The 8,709-nt window shown below is 70.6% G+C and carries 9 protein-coding genes and 1 pseudogene; 9 read left to right on the plus strand and 1 reads right to left on the minus strand.

The window, feature by feature from the left end; translation table 11 throughout:
• Positions 1–8 precede the first annotated feature (8 nt).
• The 9 genes and pseudogenes from trpB (at position 9) to ACYVL2_RS06025 (ending at position 8,231) form a co-directional block, all read left to right on the plus strand.
• Complete coding sequence (gene trpB / locus ACYVL2_RS05985) at positions 9–1,205, plus strand: tryptophan synthase subunit beta (protein WP_460541184.1); 1,197 nt, start codon at positions 9–11, stop codon at positions 1,203–1,205.
• Positions 1,202–1,984 (plus strand): annotated as a pseudogene (gene trpA, locus ACYVL2_RS05990) (tryptophan synthase subunit alpha); the annotation flags it as partial. The gene trpB and the pseudogene trpA, both read left to right, overlap by 4 nt.
• A gap of 28 nt (positions 1,985–2,012) precedes the next feature.
• On the plus strand, positions 2,013–3,032 hold the full coding sequence (gene lgt, locus ACYVL2_RS05995) for a prolipoprotein diacylglyceryl transferase (protein ID WP_460541186.1): 1,020 nt from the start codon (positions 2,013–2,015) through the stop codon (positions 3,030–3,032).
• A 27-nt stretch (positions 3,033–3,059) separates the two neighbouring features.
• Positions 3,060–4,214, plus strand: coding sequence for an FAD-dependent oxidoreductase (locus tag ACYVL2_RS06000; protein ID WP_460541188.1), 1,155 nt, complete (start codon positions 3,060–3,062; stop codon positions 4,212–4,214).
• A gap of 18 nt (positions 4,215–4,232) precedes the next feature.
• Entirely contained in the window at positions 4,233–4,727 is a 495-nt protein-coding gene (locus ACYVL2_RS06005) for a GNAT family N-acetyltransferase (RefSeq protein WP_460541190.1), read from the plus strand.
• On the plus strand, positions 4,724–5,596 hold the full coding sequence (locus tag ACYVL2_RS06010) for a hypothetical protein (protein WP_460541192.1): 873 nt from the start codon (positions 4,724–4,726) through the stop codon (positions 5,594–5,596). The genes ACYVL2_RS06005 and ACYVL2_RS06010 overlap by 4 nt, the downstream gene beginning before the upstream one ends.
• A gap of 87 nt (positions 5,597–5,683) precedes the next feature.
• Positions 5,684–6,667 carry a Rossmann-fold NAD(P)-binding domain-containing protein gene (locus tag ACYVL2_RS06015; protein WP_460541194.1) on the plus strand — a complete coding sequence of 328 codons (984 nt, stop codon included), beginning with the start codon at positions 5,684–5,686 and terminating at the stop codon, positions 6,665–6,667.
• The gene (locus ACYVL2_RS06020; RefSeq protein ID WP_460541196.1) at positions 6,667–7,431 is read left to right on the plus strand and encodes a WecB/TagA/CpsF family glycosyltransferase; all 765 of its coding nucleotides are present in this window, start codon (positions 6,667–6,669) and stop codon (positions 7,429–7,431) included. Before ACYVL2_RS06015 ends, ACYVL2_RS06020 begins: the two co-directional genes overlap by 1 nt.
• 20 nt (positions 7,432–7,451) lie before the next feature.
• Positions 7,452–8,231, plus strand: coding sequence for a class I SAM-dependent methyltransferase (locus ACYVL2_RS06025; RefSeq protein WP_460541198.1), 780 nt, complete (start codon positions 7,452–7,454; stop codon positions 8,229–8,231).
• Positions 8,232–8,350: 119 nt separating this feature from the next.
• Here ACYVL2_RS06025 and ACYVL2_RS06030 read toward each other — a convergent pair whose 3' ends face one another.
• On the minus strand, positions 8,351–8,605 hold the full coding sequence (locus ACYVL2_RS06030; RefSeq protein ID WP_460541200.1) for an NUDIX hydrolase: 255 nt from the start codon (positions 8,603–8,605) through the stop codon (positions 8,351–8,353).
• Between the last annotated feature and the right edge of the window lie 104 nt (positions 8,606–8,709).

Here is an 8,709-nt window from a genome sequence, read left to right on the forward strand (position 1 = left end):
AGAGCACCATGCCAGAACCCGACCTCCGCGGACACTGGGGCGACTTCGGCGGACGCTTCGTCCCCGAAGCGCTCATCGCGGCACTCGAAGAACTGGCCGTCGCCCACGACAAGGCGATGGAGGACCCCGAGTTCCAAGCCGAACTCGACCGGCTCTTCCGCGAATACGGCAACCTGCCCTCGCCGATGTACAAGGCCGAGCGGCTCTCCGACGAGGCCGGCGTCGAGATCTGGCTCAAACGCGAGGACCTCAACCACACCGGCGCGCACAAGGTCCGCAACGTGCTCGGTCAGGCCCTGCTCACCAAGCGGATGGGCAAACCCCGCGTCATCGCCGAGACCGGCGCCGGCCAGCACGGCGTCGCCACCGCCACCGCCGCGGCCTATCTCGGCCTGGAGTGCACCGTCTACATGGGCGAGGAGGACACCCGCCGCCAAGCCCTCAACGTCGCCCGCATGCGGCTGCTCGGCGCCGAGGTCATCCCCGTCACGACCGGCTCGCGCACCCTCAAGGACGCCATGAACGAGGCGCTGCGCGAATGGGTCGCCACCGTCGACCACACCCACTACCTCATCGGCTCGGTCGGCGGACCCCACCCGTTCCCGAAGGTCGTGCGCGACTACTGCCGCGGCATCGGCGACGAGGCCCGCGCGCAGCTGCTCGAGAAGACCGGACGGCTCCCCGACGTCGTCGCCGCCTGCGTCGGCGGCGGCTCGAACGCCATGGGGATCTTCACCGCCTTCCTCGACGACGACGTGAGACTCCACGGCTTCGAGGCTGGAGGCGACGGCTTCGACACCGGACGCCACGCTGCCACCATCACCGCCGGCCAGGTCGGCGTCCTCCACGGCGCGCGGACCTACGTCCTCCAGAACGAGGACGGTCAGACCATCGAGTCGCACTCGATCTCGGCCGGCCTCGACTACCCGGGCGTCGGCCCCGAGCACGCCCACCTCGCCGAGACCGGACGCGCCGTCTACCAGCCGGTCACCGACGCCGAGGCCATGGCCGCCCTGGAGAAGCTCGCGCGGACCGAGGGCATCATCTGCGCCATCGAATCGGCGCACGCCGTCGCCGGGGCCCTGCGCGTCGCGAAGGACCTCGAGCCGGGCTCGCAGGTCCTCGTCAACCTCTCGGGACGCGGCGACAAGGACATGGGAACCGTCGTGGACTACTACGGCTTCGACAAGGGAGGCGACCAGTGACGACCGCAGCGGCGTTCGCGAAGACCCGCGCCGAAGGGCGCGCCGCACTCGTCGGGTACCTCCCGGCGGGCTTCCCGACCCTGGCCGACTCCATCAAGGCCATCGACATCATGATCGACCACGGCGCCGACATCATCGAGGTCGGCATGCCGTACTCCGACCCGGTCATGGACGGCCCCGCCATCCAGCGCGCCGCCGACCAGGCCCTGCGCGGCGGCTTCCGCACCCGCCAGCTGTTCGAGGTCGCCGAGGCCGTCGCCGGACGCGTCCCCATCCTGACCATGACCTACTGGAACCTCGTCGAACGCTACGGCGTGGAGGCCTTCGCCCGCGACTTCGCCGCCGCCGGCGGGGCCGGGCTCATCACCCCCGACCTCATCCCCGACGAGGCCGACCAGTGGCTGTCCGCCTCCGAGGCCCACGACCTCGACCGGGTCTTCCTGGTCGCCCCCTCGTCGACCGAGGAGCGGATCGCCTCCACCGTCACCGCCTGCCGCGGCTTCGTCTACGCCCAGTCGATCATGGGCGTCACCGGCGCCCGCGCCGCGACCTCCGCGGCCGCGCCCGAACTCGTCCGGCGCACCCGGGCCCACACCGACCTGCCGATCGGCGTCGGCCTCGGCGTCCGCGACGGCGACCAGGCCGCCGAAGTCGCCGCCTACGGCGACGCGGTCATCGTCGGATCGGCGATCGTCGGATGCTACCTGGAGGCCGACGACGTCCCCTCCGGTCACCAGCGCCTCGCCGAACTGACAAGCGAGCTGGCCGAAGGCGTGCGCCGATTACGGTCCAGTACGGTTAAGCGTCGTGGACCTCGCATTCATACCCAGCCCGAGCGAATCCGTCTGGCACCTCGGACCGATCCCCATCCGGGCCTACGCGCTCGCGCTCATCGCCGGGATCGTCGCCGCCTGCTGGATCACCGAGGCGCGCATGCGCTCGCGCGGCGCCCCCAAGTGGGCCGTGCTCGACATCGCCGTCTGGGCGGTGCCGTTCGGCATCATCGGCGGCCGCCTGTACCACGTGTTCACCAGCCCCGACGCCTACTTCGGCGCCGACGGCGACCCCTGGCGCATCGTGGCGGTCTGGGAAGGCGGCCTCGGCATCCCCGGCGCGATCGTCCTCGGCGGCGTCGGCGTGTGGTTCGCCTCCCGGCAGCTGAAGCTTCCGTTCACCATGATCGCCGACTCCCTGGCGCCCGGCCTGCCGGTCGCCCAGGCCATAGGCAGGCTCGGGAACTGGTTCAACCAGGAGCTCTACGGGCGGCCCCTCGAAGCGTTCTGGGCCGTCGAGATCGACCCCGACCACCGGATCGCCGGATACCAGCAGTACGCCACGTTCCACCCCACGTTCCTGTACGAGCTGCTGTGGAACCTCGGCGTCGCCCTCATCGTCTGGGGCGCCGACCGCAAATGGAAGTTCGGCGCCGCGCGCGCCTTCGCCGTCTACGTCGCCCTCTACGGCATCGGCCGCTTCTGGATCGAAGGCCTGCGCATCGACCCGGCCGAGGCCTTCGCGGGAATGCGCCTCAACCAGTGGATGAGCGTCGTCATCATCGTCGGCGCGATCGTCTACCTCCTCCGCGCACGCGGCACCCGCCAGGTCTTCGTCCTCGAGGACGGCGAACGCGTCACCGTCGACTGGAACTCGCCCGAAGCGAAGGCCGCCGGCTACGTCGACGGCGGCCTGCCGAAGGGCACCGAGCTGAGCGAGGCAGAGCAGACCGCCGATCGAACCGCCGACGAGCAGACCGCCGAAGAGACCGACGAGGACTCCGACGGCGCCTCCGAGTCCGCCGAGGCGGGCCGAACCCGCGACGACCGCTGACCCACCGCTTCCCCCGGCAGGTGCAATGTGCATAACCGTAGAGCCGTAGTGGTCGGCGCCGGCATCGCCGGACTGGCCAGCGCCATCGTGCTGTCGAAGCTCGGCTGGCGCGTGGCGCTGCTCGAGCGGCGCGAACGGCTGCGCGGCGACAACCTCGGCATGCTCCTGTGGGCCTCCGGCGTCAGGGCCCTGCGCGCCCTCGGCCTGGACGCGACCCTGGACGCCGGCGGCTCGCCCGTCGACCGCTTCGAGCTGCGGCACGAGGAGCGCCTGGCGACCACGTTCTCGGGCGCGGCCATCGGCGCCGACGACGGCACCCCGTCGGTGATGGTCCACAACGCGGTGCTGTACGAGGCGCTCGTCAGCCACCTCGGCCGCGACGTCGAGGTCCACCCCGCGACCAGGGTCTCCCGGATCGACCTGGTCGACCTGGCCGCCGGCGACGCCGCGCGCCGGTGGGACGCCGACCTGATCGTCGCCGCCGACGGCATCGAATCGCCCACCCGCGACCTCGTCGTCGGCGGCGCCCCGACCGTCGACGCCGGAGTGGTGGCCTTCCGCGCCACGATCCCGGCCCACCGCGCTCCCGAGCGCGGCTCCGAGGCCGTCGAGGTCTACGGGCCCGACCGCCGGCGCTTCGGCTACGCCGACCTCGGCCAGTCCGGCGCCTGCTGGTGGGCCACCGTGCCCGGCGGGATGCGCCCGGAGTCCCCGCAGATCCAGCACGAGCTGATCAACCGCTGGTTCGCCGACTGGCCGCACCCGGTCGGCAAGTACATCGCCGCCACCCGCCCCTCCGAACTCACCCAGCAGCCCATCCGCTACGTCTGGCCGGTCCCCGCGAAGCTGTTCTACGCCGAAGGCAACCGCGGCATCGTCCTCATGGGCGACGCCGCCCACGGCAGCGCGCCCATCCTCGCCCAGGGCGCGAGCCTGGCGCTGGAGGACGCGGTGACGCTCGGCTGGGCGTTGCGCCGCAGCCCCGAGTCCATCGCCGAGGCCCTCCACGCTTACGACCGGGCGAGGCTCAGCCGGATCCGGAAGGTCGCGCGGCTGGCCAGGCGCGTCCACATGGTGGCCTCCGGCGGCCCGGGCGTCACCCGCGGCCTGCTGCGGGCCATGCCCGACTCGTGGGTCTCCAGCCGGGCGGTCTCGCTGGCCGACTGGCAGCCCCCGCGATGAGCCAATATCCTGACCCCCATGCTCGTCCGTGACGCCGAACCGACCGACTGGCCCGCGATCTGGGCGTTCGCGCAGCCCATCATCGCCGCCGGGGAGACCTACCCGTGGCCGCGGGACACCTCCGAATCGTGGGCGCGCGCCTTCTGGATGGACAAGGTCCCTCCCGCCTCGACGCTTGTGGCCGAGGTCGACGGGCGCCTCGCCGGCACCGTCGAGATCCACCCGAACCAGCCGGGCCAAGGCGCCCACGTCGCGAACGCCGGATTCATGGTCGACCCGGCCGTCCGCGGCCGCGGCGTCGGCAGGGCCCTCGGCGAGGCCGCGCTCGAGCGGGCCGCCGCGGACGGCTTCCACGCGATGCAGTTCAACGCCGTGGTCGAGACGAACACGTACGCGGTGAAGCTCTGGCACTCACTGGGATTCGAGACGCTCGCGATCGTCCCCGACGGCTTCCGCCACCCTGTGCACGGACTGGTGGGGATGCACATCATGTATAAACTCCTGGAGTTATGAGCGGACTGCGCGATTCTGTGAGGGCGTTGGGCATCGACGACCCCGAGACGGCCATCGCCGTCCACGCCCTCGTAGGATCCGACCCGGCCTTGCTGGCCCACGCCGGAACCCTTCCCGGGTCGCTCAAAGAGGTCCCCGACTGGGTCCAGTCGACCTTCCTCAACGCCGACAACCCGCTGTTCGACCTGGCAGAGCACGCGGTCGAACGCGCCCTCGGCGGCGAGGCGGACGAGCGGACCGACAAGATCCTGAGCATGGTCGCCGTCAGGCCGCGCACGGTCGCCGACCTCGAGGCCACCACCGGATTCGACGGACTCGACGGCATCTTCGCGACCCTCGAGCAGGCCGGCCTGGTCCGCGTCGAACCCAACCCGCTCGAACCCGAGCATCCCTTCTGGACCATGAAGGACCGATTGGCGCGCTTCTACTACGCCATGATGGTCGAACACCTGCCGCGCTGGCGCCGCGGTTACATCACCGACCGGCTGTGGCGGATGACCCACGCCCGCTTCGACCGCTACGTGTGCCGCGCCGAATACGCCCGCGTCGCCCGCGAATGGGCCCTCGACGACCCCGAAGCCGAGCGCACCACCCGCATCGTCGTCCCGGACCCGCGCTTCCGGCAGCTGCGCACCCTCGAAGTCGCCGCCTGGCGCGCCGACGGCTCCCTGGCCGCCCTCGGCACCATCCGCTGGATGTTCCGGATGCGCCACCGGCAGCTCCAGCGCCTGCGCCACGTCCGGCGACTCCTCGGCGACCCGCCCTCGCGCCTGTACTGCATCGCGCCGCGGGTCGAGCCGGCCATCGCCGCCGACGACGCCCCCGACGTGTTCAGGATCGGTCCCGCACACCTGCTGCGGCGCGACTGAAGCCCAATTCCCGCCTGGTGGGCCCGCGAACGCGGCAGGTAGGCTGAAGGCTCTCTTTCCCCGTAGCCGAATGCATGAGGAGTGACGATGGCGGCAAGCGTGGACGCGGTGGTGGCCGGAGCCGGCGGATTCATCGGCGGTCATCTGGTGAAGAGCCTCCTCGACGAGGGCAAGACCGTGCGCGCCGTCGACATCAAGCCGCTCGGCCAGTGGTACCAGGTCCACGGCGAGGTCGAGAACCTCCAGCGCGACCTCGGGGAGCTGGACGCCTGCCGCCGGGCCGTCGGCGACGGCGCCGCCGAGGTCTACAACCTCGCCTGCAACATGGGCGGCATGGGCTTCATCGAGAACAACAAGGCCCTGTGCATGCTCTCGGTGCTCCCGTCGACGCACATGCTCATGGCCGCGCGGGACGCCGAAGTCGGGCGTTTCTTCTACTCCTCCTCGGCGTGCGTCTACGCCGGCTACAAGCAGACCGAGGCCGACATCGCCCCCCTCAAGGAAGAGGACGCCTACCCGGCCGACGCCGAAGACGGCTACGGCTGGGAGAAGCTCTTCAGCGAGCGCATGTGCCGCCACTTCCGCGAGGACTTCGGACTCCAGACCCGCATCGCCCGGTACCACAACATCTACGGGCCCGAAGGCACCTGGGACGGCGGCCGCGAGAAGGCCCCCGCCGCCACGTGCCGCAAGATCGCCGTCGCCGCTCTCACCGGCGAGACCGAGGTCGAGATCTGGGGCGACGGCGAGCAGACCCGCTCGTTCACCTACATCGACGACTGCGTCGAGGGCACCAAGCTGCTCACGCGCGGCGAGATCGCCGAGCCGCTCAACCTCGGCTCCTCCGAGCTGACGACCATCAACGACCTCTACTACCTGGTCGCCGACATCGCCGGCATCGAGATCGAGCTCAAGCACATCGACGGGCCGCTGGGCGTGCGGGGACGCAACTCCGACAACACGCTCATCCAGAAGCACTACGGCTGGGAACCGTCGATCAGCCTCCGCGAAGGCATGGCCAAGACCTACGCGTGGGTCTACGACCAGGTCAAGGCCAAGTACAACCTGTAATGGCCTCCACGAACCTCCGGAGGGTCGACGTCCTCGGCGTCGGCGTCTCCACGATCAACCAGTCCATGGCCCTGGCCGAGATCACCCGCTGGATCGACTCCGGGGAACGCCACTACGTGTGCGTCACCGGCGTCCACGGCGTCATGGAGTCCCAGCGCGACCCCGAACTCAAGGCCATCCACAACGCCTCCGGGCTGACCACCCCCGACGGGATGCCGATGGTGTGGGCCGGCCGCAAGGCCGGCGCCGAATGGATGGACCGCGTCTACGGGCCCGACCTCATGCTCAAGGTCCTCGAACGCGGCGCCGAGCGCGGCTGGTCGTCGTTCCTCTACGGCGGCAAGGACGGCGTACCGGAACTGCTGGCCAAGAAGCTCTCTGAGCGGATCCCCGGCCTCAAGATCGCCGGCACCTACTCGCCGCCGTTCCGGCCCCTCACCGAGGCCGAGGACGCCGAGATCGTCGAGCGCATCAACGACTCCGGCGCCCAACTCGTGTGGGTCGGCCTCTCGACCCCCAAGCAGGAGCGCTGGATGGCCGCGCACCGCGACCGGCTCAGCGCCCCGGCGATGTTCGGCGTCGGCGCCGCCTTCGACTTCCACGCCGGACTCGTCCCGCAGGCCCCGCCGTGGATGCAGCGCAACGGGCTCGAGTGGCTCTTCCGGCTCGTCAAAGAGCCGAGGCGGCTGTGGCGCCGGTACCTGCGCAACAACCCCGCGTATCTGCGGGCCATCCGTCGCAATCCCCCTTATCTGCGCGACTGACCGGGGATAGGGTGATGGCCATGGTCGACATACCCAAGGAGAGCGCCGAAACCGCGCACCACCCACGCGTAGCCGTGGTGTGGTCGGTGCTGTCGGCCGAGATCGAGCGTTTCGGCGCCGGCACCGGCGCCCGTATGAAGATCCTCGATGTCGGCGGCGGCTCCGGCGGCTTCGCGGTGCCCCTGGCCGAACTGGGCCACGAGGTCACCGTCGTCGAGCCGTCCGCGAACGCGCTCGCCTCACTGCGTCAGCGCGCCGCCGACGCCGGCGTGATCGAGCGGGTCACGCCGGTGCAGGCCGACGCCGACGAGCTGCCGGACGTGGTCGAGCCCGAATCTGCAGACCTGGTGCTGTGCCACTCGGTGCTGGAGATGATCGACGACCCCGAGGCCGCGCTCGGCGCGCTCTCGAGCGCCTGCGCGCAGGGCGGTGCGGTGAGCATCCTGGTCGCCAACCGGATCGCCGCGGTCCTCGGCAAGGCCCTCACCGGGCACTTCTCGACCGCGCTCGACCTGCTGGTCGACGTCGACGGGATCATCGACGGCAAGGACACCCTCCAACGCCGCTTCGAGACCGCGACGCTGACCGCCCTGGTCGGCGGCTCGGGCCTGGTGACCGAGCAGGTCCACGGTGTGGGCGTGGTCGGCGACCTCATCCCGGCCGCGGTCGCCGAGACCGACGCCGGAGCGGGGGAGGAGCTGCGGGAGTTCGAGCTGGCGACCGCCGCGAGGATCCCGTTCCGCGACATGGCCACGCAGATCCACCTGCTCGCGCGCAAGCCCGTACGCTCGGAGGCGTAGCAGCGCCCCGACGAGGCCGGCTGATGGCGGGGGCGGGTTGGCGGCGACGACCAGTGTGAGGTCGGTGCCCGGTGGCCGGCGCTGGGGCAAGAACACGTTCGAACGGCTATCGACCCGGTTCACATTGCTCGGCTCGACGGTTGGAACACCGTCTTCCCCGTCCGCCGAGCCTGGGCCGCCAGCCCGATACGAGCCTGATGGATCTCGGCGAACAAGGGCATCGCCTGCTCGACCGGGAAGAAACCGAACTCCTCGAGCTCGTCGGCCTGCAGCCGGATCAGGCCGGGATCGTCGATGACGCCGCCGTCGAAGACGTAGATCGTCATAGGCGCGGCCACGAACGTGTGATGCGGCACGTAGTCGAGCACCAGCAAGGGGAGCCTCCCCCCTTCATGGGGACACCCTGATCGCTGGGCCGGTAGGCTCGGTTTTGAGGAGAGATCAAGGTGCCGAAGAAATACTCCGATGAGTTCAAAGC

The organism is Glycomyces halotolerans (genome assembly GCF_054779575.1).

Bases quoted from the DNA above. Each gene is read 5' to 3' on its own strand.
- trpB (WP_460541184.1), top strand. From the start codon at position 9: ATGCCAGAACCCGACCTCCGCGGACACTGGGGCGACTTCGGCGGACGC.
- ACYVL2_RS06005 (WP_460541190.1), top strand. From the start codon at position 4,233: ATGCTCGTCCGTGACGCCGAACCGACCGACTGGCCCGCGATCTGGGCG.
- ACYVL2_RS06010 (WP_460541192.1), top strand. From the start codon at position 4,724: ATGAGCGGACTGCGCGATTCTGTGAGGGCGTTGGGCATCGACGACCCC.
- ACYVL2_RS06015 (WP_460541194.1), top strand. From the start codon at position 5,684: ATGGCGGCAAGCGTGGACGCGGTGGTGGCCGGAGCCGGCGGATTCATC.
- ACYVL2_RS06020 (WP_460541196.1), top strand. From the start codon at position 6,667: ATGGCCTCCACGAACCTCCGGAGGGTCGACGTCCTCGGCGTCGGCGTC.
- ACYVL2_RS06025 (WP_460541198.1), top strand. From the start codon at position 7,452: ATGGTCGACATACCCAAGGAGAGCGCCGAAACCGCGCACCACCCACGC.